We start from the raw sequence: 20,943 nt of genomic DNA on the forward strand, positions 1-20,943 counted from the left end.
ACATGACGATCAGTGTCGTGGATCTCTTCAGCATCGGTATTGGCCCCTCCTCCTCCCACACGGTCGGCCCCATGCGGGCCGCCGTTGCCTGGGTGGAGGAACTCGGCGGTCTTCCCGACCACGTTGACATCGTTCTCTACGGTTCCCTGGCTGCCACGGGTGCCGGGCACGGCACCGATCGCGCCGTACTCCTGGGCCTCGCCGGCTGGACCCCCACCACCGTTCCGGCTGATGCTGAGCCGGCCCTCGGCACGGCCATTCCCCCGACGGGTCAGATCGATGGCTCCACCACTTACCAGGTCACCTTCGACCCGGTCCCCGTCGCCGAACACCCCAACTGCCTCTCCTTCAATGGCGACCGCTACTTCTCCGTCGGCGGTGGCTTCATCCTTTCCCAAGCAGAGTTCGATGCCCGCGCCAGCGCCGCACTGCCCGCCGGAGCAGCAACCGCGGCACCGCAGGGCGGCGAGATCCCCTTTCCTTTCTCCACCGGCGCGGAGATGCTCGCCCACTGCGCCCGGGAGAAACTCTCCATCGCGCAACTCATGGAACGCAACGAGTTAGCCCTGCGCCCCTGCGGCAGCATGAATGACCACCTCGACGAGGTCTGGATGACCATGCGCCAGTGCGTCACCGCCGGGATCTCCACCTCCGGCATGCTGCCCGGCGGCCTCGGCGTCGTGCGACGAGCCCCTGGCCTGTACACGCAGCTGCTCGAACAGATCGATGGCCACTATGGCGGCGGACTCGGCGCCATCGAATGGGTCAACCTCTACGCCCTCGCAGTCAACGAGGAAAATGCCGCGGGCGGTCGCATCGTCACCGCCCCCACGAACGGAGCTGCGGGCATCATCCCGGCGGTCATGCACTACGCGCGCGACTTCCTCGGCGACTTCACCGCGCCCCAGGCCCGGGAGTTTCTTCTCGTGGCCGGGGCGATTGGCATCATCATTAAGGAAAACGCCTCCATCTCCGGCGCTGAGGTGGGCTGCCAAGGCGAAGTCGGCTCGGCATCCGCCATGGCGGCGGCCGGCCTGTGCGCCATCCTCGGTGGCTCCGCCGCTCAGATCGAAAACGCCGCCGAGATCGCCCTCGAGCACAATCTCGGCCTCACCTGCGACCCCGTCGGCGGCCTCGTGCAGATCCCCTGCATCGAGCGCAACGCCATTGGCGCCGTCAAATCTATCAACGCCGCCCGTCTCGCCCGCCTGGGCAATGGCACCAACCGAGTCACGCTGGACGACGTGGTGGCCACCATGGCGGAAACCGGCCGCGACATGATGACCAAATACAAAGAGACATCCACCGGCGGCCTCGCAGTAACACTGGGGCTGCCGGTGAACATCACCGAATGCTAAATCAGGCGGCTGGCGATCTCCGCGACCGCTGCCTCGATCGCGACACTGTCCTGCGCGTGCGCCCCGAGGTCCTTGAGCTGGACTTCCCCGGCCGCTAGCTCCGCCTCGCCGAGCACAAGCGCGAAACGGGCTCCGGCCCGGTCAGCGCCCTTCATTGCACCCTTGAGTCCGCGGTCACCGTAGGCCATGTCGGCAGAGATCCCGGCGGCGCGCAGCTCATTGATCAGCAGCGCCATCCGGTGCTTCGCCTCCGCGCCGAGTGCCACGCCATAAACATCGACGCGACGCTGGGAACCTTCCACCTCGACGCCTTCCGCCGCCAGGGCGAGCAACGCACGATCAACGCCCAGACCGTAGCCAATGCCGGACAAATCCTGCCCGCCGAGCTGGGCCATGAGGCCGTCGTAGCGCCCGCCGCCGCCGATGCCGGACTGCGCGCCGAGGCCATCGTGGACGAACTCAAAGCAGGTCTTGGTGTAATAATCCAAGCCTCGGACCATGCGGGGGTTGATGACGTAGGGCACTGCCATGTCGTCGAGCAGGCCCGTGACCACTTCAAAGTGCTCGCGCGCCTCCGTGGACAGGTGATCCAGCATGAGGGGCGCGTCCGCAGTCATCTCCTGGACCTCCGCACGCTTATCGTCGAGCACCCGGAGCGGATTGATCTCCGCGCGGTGCCGCGTCTCCTCATCCAAGGGCAGCTTGAACAGGAACTCCTGCAGCTTCTCCCGGTAGGCCGGTCGGCAGGTGCTATCGCCCAGGCTGGTCAGCTCCAGGCGGAACTCCCGCAGTCCGAGGGCACGGAAGGAACGATCAGCCAAGGCCACAACCTCGGCATCGAGCGCAGGATCGTCAATACCAATCGCCTCGACACCGACCTGTTGCAGCTGGCGGTAGCGCCCGGCCTGGGGGCGTTCGTAGCGGAAGAACGGACCTGCATAGGCCAATTTGACCGGCAGCTGGCCGCGATCGAGGTTGTGCTCGATGACCGCGCGCATAACACCCGCGGTACCCTCCGGGCGCAAGGTGACAGAACGCTCGCCGCGGTCGGCAAAGGAGTACATCTCCTTGCTCACCACATCGGTGGACTCCCCCACGCCGCGGGCGAACAGCGCCGTGTCCTCGAAAATCGGCAGCTCAATGTGCTGAAAACCCGCCAGTTGCGCCTGGTGCACGAGGGTATCGCGCACAAATTGGAACACCGGCGATGCCGGCGGAACATAGTCCGGGACACCCTTGGGCGCGGACAGGGCCTGGAATTTAGCTGCCTTTTTCTCGCTCACAGGGATTAAGAGTACCTGCTACTCCCCCACTCCCCGGAGGAAGGGGTTGCTCGTGCGCTCCGCGCGCATTGACGTCAACGGACCATGCCCAGGCAAGAGCTGCAGCGTGTCCGCCAGGTCCCACACCGGACCGGCGAGGGTCGCATCCATCGCCGCCGGGTCCGAATGTGGCAGGTCAGTGCGACCAATAGACCCCTGAAAGACAACATCGCCGGTGAAGGCAAACGTGTCAGCCACAATAAGCACGCTGCCGGGCGAATGCCCGGGAGCGTGCACAACCTGCGTATCGACGCCCGCGAGGGTCAATGTTTGCCCATCCTGCAGCATCCGCACATCAGCGATGGGGGTCATATGCGCGGCGTCGAAAAGCACTTGTGACTGCTGCGAGACTCCCTCACCCGCCTCCAGCATGAACGCATCATCCGGGTGGATATAGACCGGAACGGTGAAACGCTTAGCTAGATCGCCCGCGTCCCGCGTGTGATCGATGTGGCCATGGGTGAGGACAATTGCCTCAAGCTCAACACCATGTTCCTCGAGCAGGTCAATGACCCGACCATGACTGTGCATGCCCGGGTCAATCACCACCGCCGACTTCTCATCGGCAAGGAGATAGGTATTGGTCTGATAAGGACCACCGGCGAATCCGAGAAGCTGCATGCTCCCGGATTCTAGTGCTTATGCCAAAGCGGCGACAGCAGAGTCGTAGTCGGGCTCCTCAGTGATCTCATCGACGAGCTGCGTGTAGATGACCTTGCCATTCTCATCAGCGATGATGACCGCCCGAGCCAGCAGCCCCTTGAGCGGGGAGCCCTCGAGGGTGAGCCCGAAATCCTCACCGAAGGACGAGCGGAACGCAGAAGCTGTCACAACATTGTCGATGCCCTCAGCCGCGCAAAAGCGGTCGTGCGCGAACGGAAGATCCTTCGATACGCCGAGCACAACAGTGTTGTCGAGGGAAGCAGCCAGCTTGTTGAACTCGCGGACCGACTGGGCACACACGCCAGTGTCAATGGACGGGAAGACATTGAGGACGAGGCGCTTAGCAGCGAAATCACCATTGGTGACCTCGTTGAGGTCGGTTCCTACCAGACTGAAAGCGGGCAGCTGATCACCAACTTGGGGAAGGTTGCCAGAAGTAGAGGTCTCGGTGTTCTTGAAGGTTACGTTAGCCATGCCACAAGCGTAGAGGTGTTCTGGGTCTCGTGCCACGGGCGCTAGACTGACCCGTCAAGACCTCATCGACCACCAACCAGAGGAAGTTTCTACGGTGACAAATCAGAATCGCGGCGAGGAAGCCCTCGCCAAGCTCGACCGCGAAATCAAATCGCGCGACCGCGCTGAAAAATCCAAGCCTCTCAAGGTCAGCCTCGCGGCAGCAGCCGTCATCCTCGCCCTGGTAGGCGGCATTTGGTACCTGGCCACCCAAAATGGCGACGAAGAAGCCACCACCGCCTCCGAATCCACGGCCCCCACCACCGCCGAGGCCCCCGAGATGGAACCCCTCGCCATGGTGCGCACCACCCCCCTCGCCGACACAGTCACCTGCACCTACGAGCCAGCCGGAGACGCCTCCCGCGAGGTAAGCACCCCCACCACCGAGAACGTCCCCGCCACCGGCACCGTCACCGTCACCCTGGCCACCAACAAGGGCGACATCGGCATGGAACTCGATCGCTCCGTCTCCCCGTGCACCGTCAATGCCGTCGAGCACCTGGCTGAACAGGGCTACTACAACGACACCGTCTGCCACCGCCTGACCACCTCCGGCATCCACGTCCTCCAATGTGGCGATCCCTCCGGCTCCGGCGCCGGCGGCCCCGGCTTCCAATTCGCCAACGAGTACCCCACCGACGAAACCGACGGCGCAGCAACCTCCCCCGTCATCTACCCGCGCGGCTCCATTGCCATGGCCAACGCCGGCGCCGGAACCAACGGTTCTCAGTTCTTCCTTAACTACCTCGACTCCCCCCTTGCCCCCGACTACACCTACTTCGGCCAGATCTCCGAAGGCGGCCTCAAGGTCCTCGATGATATCGCCGGAGTCGGAGTGACCAACGGTGCAGCTGACGGCGCCCCCGCCGAGGAAGTACGCATCCAAACCGCCACAGTCGGATAGTTCACCTGACAAAACCGTAAGTGACCACCCCCACTATGGTGTAATCAATCCCGACTTTGACGCGGTTTGGGAATGATTTTCTGTAACAGCGAACACAATCGAATGGCCGTGACCTGCGAGAATTCACAGGGTACCCAATGGTTGATATCAAACTGTTGCAAACTTGCAGGTGGCGGGTTAAAGTTCAACCGTCCAAGTACTACCCTTCCCGAAGGAAAATTCATGAAGCTTACTTCTCGCAAGGCCCTGGTTGCCGCTGCTACCGCTCTCGCCCTGACCACCTCCGGCATGTCCGCACCGGCCTTCGCTGCCGAAGGGGACAACCCGCCGACGACGGCCGCCAGCGGCTCCAGCTTTGACTCCTTCCCTGGCTCCTCCAAGTCCGAAAAGGAAGGCGAAGAAGGCAACGAACAGGGCTCCTCCATCCAAAACACCACCGCTGATCAGTGGAAGACCTGGATCGGCCTCTTCACCGCCATCATCGGCGCCCTTTCTGCCGGTTTCGCTTTCGTGCAGAAGTACCTGAAGTAGGCACGTAGCAGAAGCTAAGCTTCAGCCGCCTCCCCATTTGGGGGAGGCGGCTTTTTGCATGGGGATACTCCCCATCCACCCATGAACTACAGCCGGGAGCCCACACCGACCAGAGTATCGAAATTATTTTCTACCGGGCCTTGTCAGTGTCGTCTATCTGTTCTATCATTAGAACATCCGAACGATACTTTGGGAGGGGGGATCATGGATCTTCACCAGAGCTTGTTTGAGTTTGAGCGCCACCGGATGCTCGATCCGATCAATTATTTCGCAGTGAGCTCGATCCATGATCCGATCTCGATCCTGGGCACTCGTATGCGGCGCGAAGACTACTTCTTGTGGCAGTCCGCGCTCCCCAGCAATGACGAAGACATTGAGATTGTTCTCGCCCGTCTACGCAAGCTACTAGGCCGGGGAGATCAGTACCTCATGTCCGCGATCAACGCTCATTATCGGCTTCGGGAATTGCCACAATTGCATGACCTCCAGCAATGCTGGTTTCACCTTGATCTAGAGCGGTTGAAGGCCATCGATAGTGTCTTGTGCAAAGCGGACATCTCGATCGACGAGCATTTGGGCTTCATTGACTCGGCGCTGACGGAGTTTCTCATGACGTCCCGGCCAAACCAGATCCTCCCTTCGGCAGGCAAGATTAAGAACCGTCTCAACGCAATCATCACGATGTTGGATGAGTCGATTAGTGAGAACGATCCGGCCCCAGCTCCCTCTGATAGTTTCGGCGTTGGCTACTACGAAGATAGGGGCGTGATCAGGGCAGATCTTGATGCTGTCAGTGCCCATGAGATCGAGCTCCGAGTGAGGAAACATGCCCTGGCACATGGGATCAGCCAGGCCGAGGCATTGGTCGCATTGCTCAAGGGCGAAGGCACAACAAATGTGACGATCAATCTCTTCAAGGCCAGTGACATCCGGAAGGCCCCAGGGTGGCTATCCGGGATCGGCTATCTCAGCGCAACCGCGACAAAACAGTTGCTAGATCGCGGTACCAAAGAAGTTGATATCGATTCCCTCCGGGACAAGGTCTCTTCCGCATATACGACGCCGCCGGATATCCGCTCCATGGTTGTCGGATTAGAGGGGACGTGCGCGATGGGCGGCTGCGGCGCCCCTGCGCATTCCGCGCAGATGGACCATCGAATCAACTTCGCCGATGGTGGCCCCACCACTGCCGCGAATCTTGCGCCGCTGTGTGTGAAGCACCATACGATGAAGACTGACCGTCGGATGACGTACGTCATGGACTCGCACACCCGACACAAGTTCTTCCTGTTCGAAGACGGAACATGGGCCGAGGCTGAGGCAAATGGGCCGCTGGCAGACAGCGAGCGGCGATGGATGCAGACAGTATCTCAACGAATAGAAAAACGCCGCGCGAGGATCAGGGCCCAGTCCCAAGCAGAAAGGGCCGATGAGGTGGAACGGGCCGGTCCCCCGCCCAAACCCGAGCCACCACCGATCTAAGAAGCCTTCCCACTCTCCAGTCGCTCAGCCCCCTGAACGCTGCGGAGAATCTCTGGCTGAATGCTCTGACCCGTCCGGATGAGGGAGAGGGTGCCGGTGGGTTCAAGGAACATTGCCTGCACAAGGTCCAACGATCCCAGACCAGCTCGTCGCACCGCCGTGTACACGTCTGTGCGGCTGACGTGGGCTTGACGCATGAGGTCGGACTGGAGTTCACCGTGCGCGACAATGAGAACGGCTTGGCGGTTAATCATCTTTCCCCAGCCGGTGTAGCGGCGGAGGGTGCCAAAGGCGGCTTCGAGAAGCATCAGTGTCAGCAAACCGATCAGGCCAGCCGCAAGGGTCGGCGGGTGCCCCAGGATGACACGACCACCGACAGCGCCGAACATGATGACCACGACGGCGTCGGAAGCAGTCATCGAGGTGAGTACCCGGGAGCCGAAGAGCTTCACCAACACCATGAAGCCCAAATAGATACCCACGGCGGAGATGACGACGACGGGTATCCGCCAGGGTTCGATGGTCAGTTCACCAAGCAGCCTATCCACGCCTGCCCACGTTACGCGTTGATATTAGGAATTGACGCGGTAGACGTCGAAGACTCCTTCGGTGTTGCGCAGGGTCGTCAACAGCTGACCGAGCTGCTTGGTGTCAGAGACAGTGAACGTAATGCGGATCATGGCGATGTGATCGTCGGAGGCCTGCGAGTTCATCGACATGACGGAGAGCTTTTGCTCGCTGAAAACGCGGGTGATCTCGTAGAGCAGGCCTTGGCGATCCAACGCTTCGACCTGCAGCGTTGCGGCGAACGCTCCGCCCTGAACGCTTTGTTGCGCCCAGGAGACCTGGATAAGGCGTTCAGGTTCTTCCTTGAGCTTGTCAGCGTTGGTGCAGTCGGTGCGGTGGACAGAGACTCCCCCGCCACGGGTGACGAAACCGAAGATGTCATCGCCCGGGACCGGTTGGCAACATTTGGCCATCTTGGCCATGACGTCAGGGCTTCCCTCGACGAGGATGCCGGTGCCGGACTCGGAATCCGCCGCCTTTGCCTGGGAGCTGATGATCTCCGAAATGGGCGAGCGCGCGACAAGGGCATCGACGGCGTCGTCTTGATCGCCGAAGATGGCCATGAGCTGATTGGCCACATGTTGGGCGGAGACATTACCCGCGCCGATGGCGGTATAGAGGGCATCGACGTCGGGATAATGCAGCTGGGTGGCCACGGTCTTCATGGACTGCGCGGTGAAGAGGCGGTGCAGCGGGAGGCCACCGCGCTGGACTTCGGCGGCGAGGGCGTCACGGCCGGCGTCGAGATGCTCTTCGCGGCGTTCCTTGGCAAACCATTGACGGATTTTCGCCTTGGCCCGCGGGGACACGATGAAATCTTGCCAGTCCCGGGAAGGGCCAGCGTTGGGGTCCTTCGATGTGAAGACCTCGACTCGGTCGCCGGACTTCAGCTTCGATTCCAGTGCCACGAGCTTGCCGTTGACCTTGGCGCCAATGCAGCGGTGCCCCACCTCAGTGTGGACTGCGTAGGCAAAGTCCACAGACGTGGAGTCGGCGGGAAGGTTGACCACATCGCCCTTGGGGGTGAAAACGAAGATTTGCTTGGCGGTGAGGTCGTAGCGGAGGGAATCGAGGAACTCGTTGGGGTCGGCGGCTTCCTTCTGCCAGTCAAGCAGCTGGCGCATCCACGCCATCTGGTCGACTTCTTCGCGGTCGCCCTTGTGGGAGCCCTTGGTCTCCTTGTAGCGCCAGTGCGCGGCCACGCCGAATTCGGCGTTGTAGTGCATCTCGTTGGTGCGGACCTGGACTTCGAGGGGCTTGCCGCCATCGGCGAGCACGGTGGTGTGGAGGGACTGGTAGACACCGAAGCGAGGCGAGGAAATGTAGTCCTTGAAGCGACCGGGCAGAGCCGAGTAGATCGAGTGGACCACGCCAATAGCGGCGTAGCAGTTGTTCACGGTGTCCACGAGGATGCGGATTCCGACTAGGTCGAAGATCTCATCGAAGTCACGGCCGCGGACGATCATCTTCTGATAGATCGACCAATAGTGCTTGGGGCGCCCAGCGACCTCAGCCTCAATGTTGTTTTCCCGGAGAGCGGAGGTCACCTGCTCGATGATCTCTTTGAGGGCCCGATCTCGGGAGGGGGCGCGGTCGGCGACGAGGCGGACGATCTCGTCGTACTTCTTGGGGTAGAGGATGGCGAAGGAGAGGTCTTCGAGCTCCCACTTGACGTTGGCCATGCCCAGGCGATGCGCCAATGGGGCGATGACTTCGAGGGTTTGGCGAGCCTTCTTGGCCTGCTTCTCCGGCGGGAGGAAACGCATGGTGCGCATGTTGTGCAGGCGATCGGCGACCTTGATCACGAGGACACGTGGGTCCTGGGCCATGGCGACGATCATTTTGCGGATCGTCTCAGCCTCCGCGGCCGCGCCGAGGGCGACTTTGTCCAGCTTGGTCACGCCGTCGACGAGGCGGGCAACTTCAGCGCCGAACTCCTCGGTGAGCTGCTCCAGGCCGTAGTCGGTGTCTTCGACGGTGTCATGGAGCAAGGCAGCCACGAGCGTGGTCGTGTCCATGCCAATTTCGGCGGCGATGGTGGCCACGGCCAGCGGGTGGGTGATGTAGGGGTCACCGGATTTGCGGAACACCCCGTCGTGGAGGCGCTCGGCGGTTTCGTAGGCGCGGCTGAGCAACTCGGCGTCGGCTTTGGGGTGGAACTGCCGGTGGATCGACAACAGCGGGTCGAGGACCGGGTTGGTGCGACCGCGGTTGCCGGTGAGGCTGCGGGCCAGGCGCGCGGACATGCTGCGCACGCCGACATTGGATCGATTGCGGGGGCGTTCCTGCGTCATGCGTTGATCACCACCAGCGGCGAGCCGGTGAGCTTCTCACGACCCCCTAGCGTCGGTACTTCGAGGACAACGACGTATCCGACAACGACTCCCCCGCACTTTTCAATGAGTTTGCGGGCGGCGACGAGTGTGCCACCGGTGGCCAGGACGTCGTCGACAAGCACAACCCGCTTGCCCTGGAGATCCTGCCCATCGGCAGGGATCTCGAGGGCGGCGGTGCCGTATTCCAGCTGGTATTCCTGGGAATGGACCGGCGGTGGGAGCTTTCCCCGCTTGCGGATGGCCAAGATGCCCAGCCCCAAGTCGTAGGCGACAGCGGAGCCGAGCAGGAAGCCGCGGGCGTCAAGCCCGCCGATGAGATCGGCGTTGAGGTCGCGGCAGGCGGCGGCGAGTTCGTCGACGACGATGTGGAAAGCATCGGCGTCGGCAAGCACTGGTGTCAGGTCCTCGAACAAGATGCCCTCAGCTGGGAAATCCTGCACCAACCGGATCTTTTCCGCGAGGGCCTCCTTGGCCGTGGCGTACTTCCTATCCTGATTCGACATCTTATCGAGCATTGCCGTCCTCACTCACATGCCAGCGGTCCATGTTCCAGCCAATACCGGCCAGTCCCGTGTACACAACTACGTTACCCACTGTGCGGTCGATCACGAATCGTCGGGGTTGGGCTGAGAGCGGGATCGTGGGAACTTCCTCCCAGAGATAGTCCTCCGCCGCGCGCAGGCCGTCAATCTCCGGGGCACGCGCCGACACCGTGCCGTACTCAGCGAGGGGATCCACCGCGCTGAGAACCGCATCCACCGTGCCCTCAGTGATGAATTGTCCGCCCCACTCGGAGGTCTCCCGCCGCGGCATGTCGGCCATGGTCGATCCCTCGGCGGAAGCATCCACCACGGTGATTCCGGCGGGTTCGCAGGAACGCGCAATCGCCTGCACCATCGCCGCCTTCCGCTCATCCGGGCCGGGGTAGCCAATCCGGATGGTGTAGCCGGCGAGCACACTCGCCTTGGGGATATCCACGCCCGCCTGGCGGTCAGTAATATCCTGCATCTGCGCCGTCACGGGGTCATGGTGCATGACGGTGCGCAACAGCACCGGCGGCACCTCAATGCCAGACACTTCGGACGATGCCCCCGCCACTGCCGCCTGGTCCACACATGCCGCAAACGCCGCGCGTGACGTCCTCTGCTGGAATATCCCCAGCTCGCCGAGCATGAGCGTGTCCGTGAGATCACCAGCTTGCGCCTCAATGATGAACTTGTTCGTCGGGTCATCCCGATTCACCCATGTTGGGTTCTCGCTGCGAATATCCGCGATGCGCAGAGCACCGACCTCGGCCAGCTGGGCTGGGTCTGCCGTGTGCGGCCACACGACGAGGCTGTCCTGGCGCGGGCTGTCGCCGTAATAATGCGGGTTGACGCCGAGGATTGCCTCGCCGTCCGCACCGACTCGCTCCACCACGAACGGCCCCGAGCTGACTTGCAGTTCCGGGTCGAACTCCTGGAGGCTGAAACCATCGCGCCAGATCCGGGCCGGCTCCTGCAGCGCCGCTACGTCACGATTGCGCAGCGCCCCGTGGAGATCATTCACGCTCATGCCAGCTTTCCTGGCGATCGCGTGTGCGGGCATCACCGATCCAGGGCCGAAGAGATGACGCCAGCGTCCACCACCGTCATCACCAAACTCGACGGTGAACCGCTTGACTCCTGGTTCGCACTCAATGTTGCTCACCTGCTTCGTCAGCGGCAGGTGCGATCCGAACAGGTCGGGGTTTTGGCCGGCGACGACGTACAACAGAAAATCGGTGCACGTCATCTGCGTGCCATCGGAGTACTGCGCGTTGTCGCTGAGGGTGTAGATGACCTTGCGATGTACCCCCGGCAGCACTTGGGTCTGCACCATGTCCGAGTTGGGAATCATCTGCCCCGATGGCCCGGGCACGAAAACGGCCGGGTAGAGCCGCCCCGACAGTGCTTCGGTGTTGGAGGATGCGCCGACGACAGTGCCCGCATTCGTGGTCACCAGCTGGGTATCCACCAGGTAGCCGAAGTGCTCTGTGCTGGACTTTTGGTCCGTATCAGCGCCCTCGCCGTCGCCGGGCGTGCAAGCGCTGAGGCCGACGGTTGCCGCTACCAGCGCCGCCGCCACAATCGTTTGCCAAGATCGTCGTGCCACCAAGGCCCCGCTTCCTTCGCCCAATTCTCCAATGATCAAATCATTATAGGCGCAGGGACTAGCGGCGTTCAGGCCGCCAGCTGGTTCCCACTGACGGAGGAGCCGTCGGAGAAGCCACGGTCCGCTTATCGACGTCCGCGTCGTCGACGTCCGTCGCCTCCTCACCGTCAACGATGCCGTTGCGGTAATCCGCAACTTCCTGGTTGTGGGCGCGAATGTCTTTCCGGCGATTAGCCAGCGACACGAGGATCGGGGTGGCCAAGAAGATGGACGAGAAGACACCTTCCACGACGCCGATGAGCTGGATGAGCGCCAGATCCTTGAGTGTGCCCACGCCCATCATCCAGACGGCGACCACCATGAGGGCAATGATCGGCAGCGCGGAAATCACCGAGGTAGAGATCGAGCGCATGACCGTCTGGTTGACCGCCAGGTTCGCCTCTTCCGCGTAGGTACTACGCCGCGAGTCCGTCACCCCGGCCGTGTTTTCCCGCACCTTGTCGAAGACGATGACCGTGTCGTAGATGGAGAAGGACAGCACGGTGAGCAAGCCGATGACCGACGCCGGGGATACCTCGAAGCCGAACACGGCGTAGATGCCGGCGATGACAATGCCATCGATGACGAGGGCGATCATCGCCGCCGCCGCCATTTCTTTCTCCAGCCGGAGGGCAATGTAGAGGAACGCTAGAGCAAGGAAGACGGCCATCGCGATGAGCATGCGCTGGGTAATCGTCGAGCCCCAGGACTCCGACACTGTCGAATCACCAATTGCGTCAGGCGAGGGCTGCCCCTGCGCATCTAACGGCTGGTACTGCTCGTAGATCGCGGCCCGGGCCGAATCGACCTGCTCGGTAGTGAGGCGCTCGGAGTTGATTTCCAGCGTGCGGGCATCACCCGAGCCGACGATCTGGGTGATCTCCGGGGTGACACCAGTGGCGTCGATGAAGGTCTCCTGCACCTGTTCGGTGGTGAGCTCGGCGGCCGGCATGTTCATCTTGGTGCCGCCCTCAAAATCGATGCTGAGGTCGAAGCCGCGGAAGCCGATCGCCGCGATGCTGAGGATCACCAGCGCTGCCGCGATGCGGTACCACAGCCTTGAGCGACCAATGAAGTTGATGCCGCCTTCACCGGTGTAGAGGCGATTGAACGTGCCACGTGAGTTGGTTGTGGTGCTCATCTACTTCTCCTCGGTGGTGGTGGTTGCGTCTGCAGTGGCGCCTTCGGCTGCTTCTCGACGGTGCGTTTCCGCCAGCTCGAAGACCTTCCCCATGCCATTGACCGATGGTTTGGCAAAGAAGGGCTTGCGGGCCGCCAGCAGCATGAGCGGAGCGGTGATGAGGAACGTGGTCAACAGGTCGAAGACCGTGGTCAGTCCGAGGGTGAAAGCAAAGCCCTTCACTTCGCCCACCGCGAGGAAGTAGATGACCACCGCGCCGATGAGTGTGACCATGTTGCCGGTAACAATGGTGCGCTTCGCGCGATCCCAACCACGCTGCATCGCCGACCGGAAGGTGCGGCCCTCCCGGACCTCATCCTTGACGCGCTCATAGAACACGACGAAGGAGTCAGCCGTGGTACCGATACCGATGATGAGGCCAGCCACGCCGGACAGATCGAGGGAGTAGCCAATCCAGCGTCCCAGGAGGATGAGCGAACCGTAGACCAGCAGGCCCGCGGCAAACAGGGTCGCCAGGGAGATGAAGCCGAACACCCGGTAGTAGGCGAAGACGAAGATTGCCACGAGGAGCAATCCGACAACGCCAGCGATGAGGCCAGCCTGGAGCGAGGCCGCACCGAGGGAGGCCGGCACGGACTGGGCAGTGCCACCCGGCTCGCCATCCTCACCCGCGAAGGAGAGGGGCAGGGCGCCGTAGCGGAGGTTATTGGCCAAGTCCTGGGCTTCTTGCTGCGTGAACTGCCCCGTGATGGAGGTGGCCGAGCCGAACGGGGTCGCCGACTGGATGACCGGGGCCGAAATGACCCGAGAATCCAAGGTGATGGCGATCTGCTGCTGGAGGTACTGGGTGGTCAGCCGCGCCCAGGTCTCAGAACCGTTGGGGGAACCATCGGTCTTGAAGGAGAAGTTGATCTCCATCTGACCCGTCTGGGAGTTAAAGCCGCCCGTGATGGGATCGCTCGTGCTGATCTCATTGCCGGTGAGGCGCGGGCCCTGCGGATCCTCCACGCCCGCGAGCAGCGGGGCGGGGTCCAACAGGTACACCTGGCCACTGGCCGCCTCGCAGGTGACCAGCGGGAGGGACGGGTCGTCGGTGCCGGAGATGGGATCCGACACAGCGTCGCAACGCAGGAGCGTGCTGGCCGCTGCCTGCACGGTGGGATCAGTCGACTGACGATCCGCCCTCAACTGCTCCGTGATCTGCTGACGCCGCTCAGTCGCCTCAATGGAGTTAGCCGGATCCGGCAACGCCGTAGCCGTGACCTGCGGGGCCTGAACCTGCTCGGTTCCTTCAGCCTGCTGGGTATTGATCGCGTTGACCAGGACCGCAATCGACTCGTCCGCCTGCTCTTTGGTGATGACCCCGAGCCTGACCCACTCATTCGCCATCTCACCGAGCACATCCGGCAGGGTAGCCATGTTCGGCGCTCCGGGCTGAGCGACCGGGCGGAACAGCAGCTGAGAGGTTTGCCCCACTGCGCGGGCCTCCGAGGTGTCCTCGCCCGGGACCGTGATGACGAGGGTGTTGCCATCGGTGACGACGCTAGCGCCGGTCACGCCCATGCCGTTGACACGGTTTTCCAGAATGACCCGGGCCTGGGACAGCTGCTCCTGAGTCGGCTCATCGCCCTGCGGAACGAGAGTCACTCGAGTACCACCCTGCAGGTCAATACCAAGTTTCGGGGTAGCCTGCCTATCCCCCGTGAAAAACACGAGGGCGTACACGACAGCGAGAATAAGGACGAAGATCGCGATAGCTCGCTTCGGCCATGTCCTCTGACTACTACCGCTGGAGGCGAGTCGGGATGATGCGGACAATGAGGTAACTCCTCTGGGAACAAGCACCACCCTCAAACCGCGCGCAGGCGTGGCGGGGTGGCAGGTTGAAACAAGCATGGGACCGCCGAAGCGGATGTACAGCTCATCATGCTACGTCATGGAAGGAACCCGGAGTGTTGGCGACAAGCGACCGCACCCCGGAAAACAACGAACCGTGTTTAACGGTTTTCGGGGTGATCCTCAATCTCCTCGACCACCGTCACTTCTTCCACGGGGGCAGCTTCTAGAACACGCATGACGCCGATGCGGTCCATGGTCATCTCGACGCCCGGGGAAACTTCCAGGGTCACGAGGTCGCCCTCAACCGCGACGACAGTGCCATGAATACCGGCGACGTTGACGATGCGGTCACCGACGGAAACACTGTTCTGCAGCTCGCGCATAGCGGTCTGGCGACGACGCTGGGAGCGCATCATGAAGAAGGAGGGAAGGAGAAACACGGCCAACAGGAGGACAAGGAGAAGGGATTCCATGGTCACCTAGTGTGCCAGACGACCAGGACACAGGACTACTTGGCTCAGGTGGGATCCCCTAATGCAGCCCGAGGGTTCCTTCCGGCGGGACCAACCCCAAGTGACGCCACGCCGAGGCGGTAGCCACCCGCCCTCGGCCGGTGCGGGCGATGAGGCCGGCGCGGACGAGATAAGGCTCACACACTTCTTCCACCGTGGAAGCTTCCTCGCCCACGGCCACGGCCAAGGTGTTCACGCCCACCGGCCCTCCCCCATGACCCTTGATGAGTGCACTGAGGACGGCGCGGTCGAGGCGATCGAGGCCGACTTCATCAACATCGAAAACCTTGAGTGCCCCTTGAGCGGCGGAGAGATTGATGTGACCGTCGGCGTTAACCTCGGCGAAGTCCCGCACTCGCCGCAGGAGGCGGTTGGCAATGCGGGGTGTGCCCCGGGAGCGGGAAGCGATCTCAACAGAGGCATCCGGGTCGATGGTGAGATCGAGGATCTTGGCGGCGCGGGTAACCACGCGGGTCAGATCGTTGACGTCATAAAACTCCATCTGCGCGGTAAAGCCGAAGCGATCCCGCAGGGGTCCGGTGAGCATTCCCGAGCGGGTGGTGGCGCCGACGAGAGTGAAGGGCGGGATTTCCAGAGGGATGGACGTAGCGCCCGGACCCTTGCCGACGATCACATCGATCCGGAAGTCCTCCATCGCCATGTAGAGCATTTCCTCGGCCGGGCGGGCGATGCGGTGAATCTCATCGATGAAGAGGACATCGCCCTCCATGAGGTTGGACAGCATGGCGGCAAGGTCACCGGCGCGCTCCAAGGCCGGTCCCGACGTCATCCGCAAGTTCGTGTTCAGCTCTTGGGCGATGATCATCGCCATCGTGGTCTTGCCCAGGCCGGGAGGTCCCGATAAGAGAACGTGGTCCGGGGTGACTCCCCTGCGCTTAGCTCCGGTGAGGACCAGGGAAAGCTGGTCACGGACCTTGCGCTGCCCGATGAACTCGTCCAAGCTCCGCGGACGCAGAGTGGTTTCGGGATCCTGCTCCCCCGGTTGTTGCTGCGGCGCGACAGCCGCATCCACCGCGCGACTCGCAGGCTTTATTGAATCAGGCAGCTGGAACTCTGTGCGCTCAATATCCGACATTGCTCAGGCCACTCCCCTATTTCCGGCCCAGTTCGGACAGAGCAGCCCGCAACGTTGACGCGGTATCCAGCTCCGGGTTATCAGCCAACAACCCCTCCACGACTGGCTGGGCAATCCGGTCGCTGAATCCCAACCCCACGAGCGCTTCGGTCACCTGGGCGGCCACGGCCTCCGCCGTCGACGGAAGAGTGACCTGAATGGCCTCGTCTTCGGGTGCCGGGGCAAAGGCTGCCACCTTGTCTTTGAGTTCCAACACCAGGCGTTCGGCCATGCGTTTGCCCACTCCGGGGATCCGTTGCAATCCCTTGGCATCACCCCCAGCAATGGCCTGCGAGATCTCGCCTGCGTTCATGACGGATAAGGATGCGACGGCTAGTCGCGGGCCGAGACCGGTCACAGTCTGCAATAGGTGGAACATCGAGCGATCTTCATCGGAGGTAAAGCCGTAAAGAGTCAGCGAGTCTTCCTTGACCGCCAGGTAGGTCAGCACCGTCTGTTCCTCCCCACGGCGCAGGGTGGCCAGAGTGGAGGGCGTGGCTTCCACCCGATAGCCGACGCCAGAGCATTCGATGACGGCGTGGTCGAGGCCAAGTGAGAGCACGCGGCCGCGCAAAGAGGCGATCATGGGTGTTGTCCTTGTCGGGGAACGGAGGTTAAGGCTGCTTGACGGGCTAAGAGTGGGGCGCGCCAGCAGTGACAAACAGCCAAGGCGAGTGCATCGGCGGCGTCGGCAGGCTTGGGCGGCTCACTGAGACCCAGGATGCGGGTAATCATGATGGTCATCTGCTTCTTGTCCGCGCGGCCGTTTCCCGAGATGGCCTTTTTCACCTCGGAGGGGGTGTACATATGCACCGGGATCCCGCGCTGAGCAGCAGATAGGACGAGGACGCCCACGGCATGAGCGGTGTGCATGACGGTGGAGACGTTGCCGCGTTCAAAGATTCGCTCAATGGCCACGACGTCCGGCTGATAGTCATCCATCCACTCGTTGACGGAATTAGACAGCCGGAGCAGGCGCCCGGTGAGATCTTCGGCCGCCGGTGTGCGCACCACGCCAACGGCGACGGGGAATACCGCCCGGCCGTGTCCAGCTTGCACGACAGAAAGGCCGCAGCGGGTGAGGCCGGGGTCGATGCCCATGACTCGCAAGCCATTGAGGTCCATCCGACCCACCGCCCTTTCCGTTCATCTTGCTAGACGCACAACCACCTCAATGTATAGCACACTTGTCCGAAAGTGGAACTAGTCGTCGAGCTGAGCGATGACCTCGTCGGAAAGCTCCATGTTGGTGTAGACGTTTTGGACATCGTCCGAATCTTCCAGGGCGTCGATAAGCCGCAGAACCTTCTTCGCGTCATCCACCTCCAGGGGCACCTGCACGGAGGCACGGAAATCCTGGTCGGTGTCGTCGACCTCGATTCCAGCTTCTTCCAAGGCAGCCTTGACGGCGGCAATATCGGTCGGCGCGCAGATGACTTCGAACTTCTCCCCCAGGTCCACTACCTCCTCGGCGCCGGCATCGAGGACGGCCATGAGCACATCGTCTTCGGCCAGCTCCCCCTTGGCCACGAAGACGAGGCCAGTGCGAGTGAACATGTAGGCGACCGAACCGGACTCGCCGAGGTTGCCGTTATTGCGGTTCATCGCCGTGCGTACTTCGGTGGCGGCGCGGTTGCGGTTGTCCGTCAAACACTCAATGAGCATGGCCACACCATTGGGGCCATAACCCTCGTAGGTGATGTTCTCCCAGTCGGCGCCGCCGGCTTCTTCCCCGGAGCCGCGCTTGCGGGCGCGCTCGATGTTGTCATTGGGGACGGAGGCCTTCTTGGCCTTTTTGATCATGTCATCGAGGGTGGGGTTGGCCGATGGATCACCACCACCTTGTCGGGCTGCCACCTCGATGTTTTTGATCATCTTGGCGAACTCTTTGCCCCGCTTGGCGTCGTTCGCAGCCTTTTTGTGTTTGGTGGTTGCCCACTTGGAATGGCCTGACATCTGCTCACTACCTTTCTAAACTTGCGCCATCATTCGACCCTCAACCTGCCTGACACGGCAGGGAGCACGGTGACGTCGTTGATGTTGTGACTCGCTCCACTATACGCAGCAGGTTGCTTAGCTTTCGGGACGACGCAGCGGTATGGATTCCGCGCCGTCGCGAAGCGTGCGGGTGAGACCCTCCTGGGTGACCATCGCCACCAAGTTGCCGGCCCGGTCAAAGATCCGCCCGTGGGTCAAGGCTCGGCCGGCAGACGCCGACGGGGACACCTGGTCATAGAGCAGCCACTCGTCCGTCCGGAAGGGGCGAAGGAACCACATCGCGTGGTCGAGGCTGGCCATCTGCACCCGATGCCCGGGATGTGGAACCAAGGAAGAATGCAACAGCGTCATGTCTGACATGTATGCCAGGGTGCACACGTGCAAGGTGTCATCGTCCGGCAGTGGGCGTTTGGATCGAAACCACACCACCTGCTGGCTGGGGGTGTACCTATTGTGCTCGTAGCGGTCACTCGGGACCACTCGGATGTCCCAATCGCCCCACTCATCGAGGAGCGCTCGGGAGCTGTGGGGCGCGGTGCCATCCAAGGGTTCTAATTCCTCAGGCCCTGGGACATCGCGCATGATGTCCGAATGCTCGGGACCGATATCGCCGCGCTGATGGAAGCTAGCTTGCATGGAGAAGATCGTTTCCCCGTCCTGCACCGCACGGACCTGCCGCGAAGAGAAGGAGCGACCATCCCTGATGCGATCAACGAGGAAGACTGTCGGCACCGATGATTTACCGGGGGCCACGAAGTAGCCGTGCAAGGAGTGGACGTCTTTGCCCCCATCGCTAATCGTCTCTGTCGCCGCGACGAGCGCCTGAGCTGCCACCTGCCCGCCGAAGGTGCGGGCCAACGTCGATTTCACCGCCGGACCGCGGAAGATGTCGCGGTCGATCTTTTCCAGGCTGAGAATGTACTCAATGTCACTCACGGCGGGGCAGTCTCCTTCTCCGGTCAACTAGTCCACAATTCAGCAGCCGAGTCTACGCGGAGGAAAAAAGTGCCACCCAGTAGCATGAAGCATCATGACACCGATGAAGCTTCACCGATTCGCCGCTGCCACTGAGATGTTCACCTGGACGGTGCTCATCGTGGGAATGATCCTCAAGTACAGCGGGACGACGGAGGCGGTGATGCCCTTCGCTGGTGGCATACACGGTTTCGGCTTTCTCTGCTTCGTCGCCATCACCATCTTGCTGTGGGTGAATAATCGCTGGTCCTTCGCCCACGGCATCGCGGGCCTCGCCGTATCGGTCATTCCCTGGGCCGCGTGGCCCTACTCGCTGTGGGCCGAACGACGGGGCCTACTCGAGGGGAACTGGCGCTTCCGCGATCCCGCCGAGCAGCCGCAGACCCTGCCGGAGAAGGTCCTCGCTCAGTTCGTGCGGCACCCGCTGCGCTCTGGAGTGATCCTGCTGGTCATCATCGCGATCGTGTTTGTCCTCTTGCTGGCGATGGGCCAGCCCTACGATCCTGAGTCGATCGCGGGCTAGACCTGCCCTACCAGCCGCGCTCGGCCAGGCGGTGTGAGACGGGCAGATCATCGACGTTGATGCCCACCATGGCGTCGCCCAGCCCGGCGGACACCCGGGCGATGACCTCAGGGTTGTCGTAGTTGTTCACGGCTTCAACGATGGCGGCTGCGCGCTTGGCGGGGTCGCCGGATTTGAAGATGCCGGAGCCGACGAAGACGCCGTCGGCGCCCAGCTGCCGCATCATGGCGGCGTCGGCCGGGGTGGCCACGCCGCCGGCGGTGAACAGCGGGACGGGCAGGCGTCCTTCGCGCGCGACGGCGACGACGAGGTCGTAGGGGGCTTGCAGTTCCTTGGCGGCGACGAATAGTTCGTCCTCGGCCAGCGTGGTCAGGCGGGCGATCTCCGCGCGGATGGTGCGCATGTGGGTGACGGCATTGGAGACATCGCCGGTACCGGCCTCACCCTTGGAGCGGATCATCGCGGCGCCCTCATTGATGCGTCGCAGCGCTTCACCCAGGTTGGTGGAGCCGCACACGAAGGGGGTGCGGAAGGCTCGTTTGTCGATGTGGTGGGCGTAGTCGGCGGGCGTGAGGACCTCGGACTCGTCGATGAAATCAACGCCGAGGGCTTCGAGCACCTGGGCCTCGACGAAGTGGCCGATGCGAGCCTTGGCCATGACTGGGATGTCCACCGCCGCGATGATTCCGTTGATCATGTCGGGGTCGGACATCCGCGACACGCCACCCTCGGCACGGATGTCGGCCGGTACGCGCTCCAAGGCCATGACGGCGACGGCCCCGGCGTCGGCGGCGATGCGCGCCTGCTCGGGGTTGACCACGTCCATGATGACGCCGCCCGCGAATTGATCCACGGATGTGAAATTGCTCATCTACTTTTGCTCCTTCGAGAGTCCACAATGTCTGTTCCGACAACCATAGGCGGCACGCGGTCGATCTAGTGACACCAAAGCGGCTTTCTATTCGTGCCAGG

General features: G+C 62.4%; 21 protein-coding genes. 5 read left to right on the forward strand and 16 right to left on the reverse strand.

The window, feature by feature from the left end; translation table 11 throughout:
* Window positions 1-2: 2 nt before the first annotated feature.
* Window positions 3-1,358 carry an L-serine ammonia-lyase gene (locus tag CTEST_RS07290; RefSeq protein ID WP_047253184.1) on the forward strand — a complete coding sequence of 452 codons (1,356 nt, stop codon included), beginning with the start codon at window positions 3-5 and terminating at the stop codon, window positions 1,356-1,358.
* Here CTEST_RS07290 and hisS read toward each other — a convergent pair.
* From hisS to tpx, 3 genes are read right to left on the reverse strand one after another with little or no spacing between them, the layout of a single operon-like run.
* On the reverse strand, window positions 1,355-2,641 hold the full coding sequence (gene hisS / locus CTEST_RS07295; RefSeq protein WP_047253185.1) for a histidine--tRNA ligase: 1,287 nt from the start codon (window positions 2,639-2,641) through the stop codon (window positions 1,355-1,357). The genes CTEST_RS07290 and hisS overlap by 4 nt on opposite strands.
* Window positions 2,642-2,659: 18 nt before the next feature.
* Window positions 2,660-3,301: an MBL fold metallo-hydrolase gene (locus CTEST_RS07300; protein WP_047253186.1), complete on the reverse strand. Its 642-nt coding sequence runs from the start codon at window positions 3,299-3,301 to the stop codon at window positions 2,660-2,662.
* 18 nt (window positions 3,302-3,319) lie between these two features.
* Window positions 3,320-3,817: a thiol peroxidase gene (gene tpx, locus CTEST_RS07305; RefSeq protein ID WP_047253187.1), complete on the reverse strand. Its 498-nt coding sequence runs from the start codon at window positions 3,815-3,817 to the stop codon at window positions 3,320-3,322.
* 94 nt (window positions 3,818-3,911) lie between these two features.
* Between tpx and CTEST_RS07310 the strand changes: the two genes are divergently transcribed.
* From CTEST_RS07310 to CTEST_RS07320, 3 genes are all read left to right on the forward strand, one after another.
* The gene (locus CTEST_RS07310) at window positions 3,912-4,760 is read left to right on the forward strand and encodes a peptidylprolyl isomerase (RefSeq protein WP_047253188.1); all 849 of its coding nucleotides are present in this window, start codon (window positions 3,912-3,914) and stop codon (window positions 4,758-4,760) included.
* Between the two features lie 222 nt (window positions 4,761-4,982).
* Window positions 4,983-5,291, forward strand: coding sequence for a hypothetical protein (locus tag CTEST_RS07315; protein ID WP_047253189.1), 309 nt, complete (start codon window positions 4,983-4,985; stop codon window positions 5,289-5,291).
* 204 nt (window positions 5,292-5,495) lie between these two features.
* A complete protein-coding gene (locus CTEST_RS07320; RefSeq protein WP_047253190.1) occupies window positions 5,496-6,773 on the forward strand; it encodes an HNH endonuclease signature motif containing protein in 1,278 nt (425 codons plus the stop codon).
* Here CTEST_RS07320 and CTEST_RS07325 read toward each other — a convergent pair.
* The 12 genes from CTEST_RS07325 to CTEST_RS07380 form a co-directional block, all read right to left on the reverse strand.
* Complete coding sequence (locus CTEST_RS07325; RefSeq protein ID WP_047253191.1) at window positions 6,770-7,321, reverse strand: DUF421 domain-containing protein; 552 nt, start codon at window positions 7,319-7,321, stop codon at window positions 6,770-6,772. The genes CTEST_RS07320 and CTEST_RS07325 overlap by 4 nt on opposite strands.
* A 24-nt stretch (window positions 7,322-7,345) precedes the next feature.
* Complete coding sequence (locus CTEST_RS07330; protein WP_047253192.1) at window positions 7,346-9,634, reverse strand: RelA/SpoT family protein; 2,289 nt, start codon at window positions 9,632-9,634, stop codon at window positions 7,346-7,348.
* Window positions 9,631-10,179, reverse strand: coding sequence for an adenine phosphoribosyltransferase (locus CTEST_RS07335; RefSeq protein WP_047254297.1), 549 nt, complete (start codon window positions 10,177-10,179; stop codon window positions 9,631-9,633). Before CTEST_RS07335 ends, CTEST_RS07330 begins: the two co-directional genes overlap by 4 nt.
* A 1-nt stretch (window position 10,180) precedes the next feature.
* On the reverse strand, window positions 10,181-11,809 hold the full coding sequence (locus tag CTEST_RS07340) for a periplasmic substrate-binding domain-containing protein (protein WP_311775545.1): 1,629 nt from the start codon (window positions 11,807-11,809) through the stop codon (window positions 10,181-10,183).
* A gap of 58 nt (window positions 11,810-11,867) precedes the next feature.
* On the reverse strand, window positions 11,868-12,989 hold the full coding sequence (gene secF, locus CTEST_RS07345; RefSeq protein ID WP_047253194.1) for a protein translocase subunit SecF: 1,122 nt from the start codon (window positions 12,987-12,989) through the stop codon (window positions 11,868-11,870).
* A complete protein-coding gene (gene secD / locus CTEST_RS07350; RefSeq protein ID WP_236686056.1) occupies window positions 12,990-14,807 on the reverse strand; it encodes a protein translocase subunit SecD in 1,818 nt (605 codons plus the stop codon).
* Window positions 14,808-14,986: 179 nt separating this feature from the next.
* Complete coding sequence (gene yajC, locus CTEST_RS07355; RefSeq protein ID WP_047253195.1) at window positions 14,987-15,301, reverse strand: preprotein translocase subunit YajC; 315 nt, start codon at window positions 15,299-15,301, stop codon at window positions 14,987-14,989.
* Between the two features lie 58 nt (window positions 15,302-15,359).
* Window positions 15,360-16,436 (reverse strand): Holliday junction branch migration DNA helicase RuvB, encoded by a 1,077-nt coding sequence (gene ruvB, locus CTEST_RS07360; RefSeq protein WP_047253196.1) that lies wholly within the window; start codon window positions 16,434-16,436, stop codon window positions 15,360-15,362.
* A gap of 16 nt (window positions 16,437-16,452) precedes the next feature.
* Window positions 16,453-17,061: a Holliday junction branch migration protein RuvA gene (gene ruvA, locus CTEST_RS07365; protein WP_047253197.1), complete on the reverse strand. Its 609-nt coding sequence runs from the start codon at window positions 17,059-17,061 to the stop codon at window positions 16,453-16,455.
* The gene (ruvC, locus tag CTEST_RS07370; RefSeq protein WP_047253198.1) at window positions 17,058-17,600 is read right to left on the reverse strand and encodes a crossover junction endodeoxyribonuclease RuvC; all 543 of its coding nucleotides are present in this window, start codon (window positions 17,598-17,600) and stop codon (window positions 17,058-17,060) included. The genes ruvA and ruvC overlap by 4 nt, the downstream gene beginning before the upstream one ends.
* A 78-nt stretch (window positions 17,601-17,678) precedes the next feature.
* Window positions 17,679-18,431 carry a YebC/PmpR family DNA-binding transcriptional regulator gene (locus CTEST_RS07375; RefSeq protein WP_047253199.1) on the reverse strand — a complete coding sequence of 251 codons (753 nt, stop codon included), beginning with the start codon at window positions 18,429-18,431 and terminating at the stop codon, window positions 17,679-17,681.
* A gap of 117 nt (window positions 18,432-18,548) precedes the next feature.
* A complete protein-coding gene (locus tag CTEST_RS07380; protein ID WP_047253200.1) occupies window positions 18,549-19,409 on the reverse strand; it encodes an acyl-CoA thioesterase in 861 nt (286 codons plus the stop codon).
* 94 nt (window positions 19,410-19,503) lie between these two features.
* Between CTEST_RS07380 and CTEST_RS07385 the strand changes: the two genes are divergently transcribed.
* Window positions 19,504-19,971 carry a DUF3817 domain-containing protein gene (locus tag CTEST_RS07385; protein ID WP_047253201.1) on the forward strand — a complete coding sequence of 156 codons (468 nt, stop codon included), beginning with the start codon at window positions 19,504-19,506 and terminating at the stop codon, window positions 19,969-19,971.
* A 7-nt stretch (window positions 19,972-19,978) separates the two neighbouring features.
* Here CTEST_RS07385 and pdxS read toward each other — a convergent pair whose 3' ends face one another.
* A complete protein-coding gene (gene pdxS / locus CTEST_RS07390) occupies window positions 19,979-20,842 on the reverse strand; it encodes a pyridoxal 5'-phosphate synthase lyase subunit PdxS (RefSeq protein ID WP_047253202.1) in 864 nt (287 codons plus the stop codon).
* Window positions 20,843-20,943: the final 101 nt, after the last annotated feature.

It is taken from the genome of Corynebacterium testudinoris (assembly GCF_001021045.1).
GTDB lineage: Bacteria > Actinomycetota > Actinomycetes > Mycobacteriales > Mycobacteriaceae > Corynebacterium > Corynebacterium testudinoris.